The organism is Methylobacterium sp. J-026, from assembly GCF_022829585.1.
Lineage (GTDB): Bacteria > Pseudomonadota > Alphaproteobacteria > Rhizobiales > Beijerinckiaceae > Methylobacterium.
Map to the genome: position 1 here is coordinate 1 of NZ_JAKSYC010000135.1, position 281 is coordinate 281.

Here is a 281-nt window from a genome sequence, read left to right on the forward strand (position 1 = left end):
AAGGGAATGCGGTGAGGGGCGCGAGCCTCGAATCCGCGGCTGCCCCCGCAACTGTGAGCGGTGAGCGTCTGCCAGAGGGCCACCGGAGCGATCCGGGAAGGCGGTAGGCGCGTCGACCCGCGAGCCAGGAGACCTGCCGTCGGCCTGACCCAGGCGCTGTTCAACCTGCCGCCCGGCGATTTCGCCAAGGGTGAGCGTGGCTTGGCGGCGTTTCCCGAGCGCTTCGATGAACTGAAGGCGGGGGTCGAGACGGCTTTGCGCTATGCCGAGGCGACCGGCGT

General features: G+C 69.8%; 1 pseudogene and 1 riboswitch. The pseudogene reads left to right on the top strand.

Annotated features, from left to right (window positions below):
• Positions 1–156, top strand: a riboswitch (cobalamin riboswitch). This riboswitch is flagged as partial in the annotation.
• A pseudogene (locus MKK69_RS12960) lies at positions 142–281 on the top strand (hydroxypyruvate isomerase); the annotation flags it as partial. It overlaps the preceding riboswitch by 15 nt.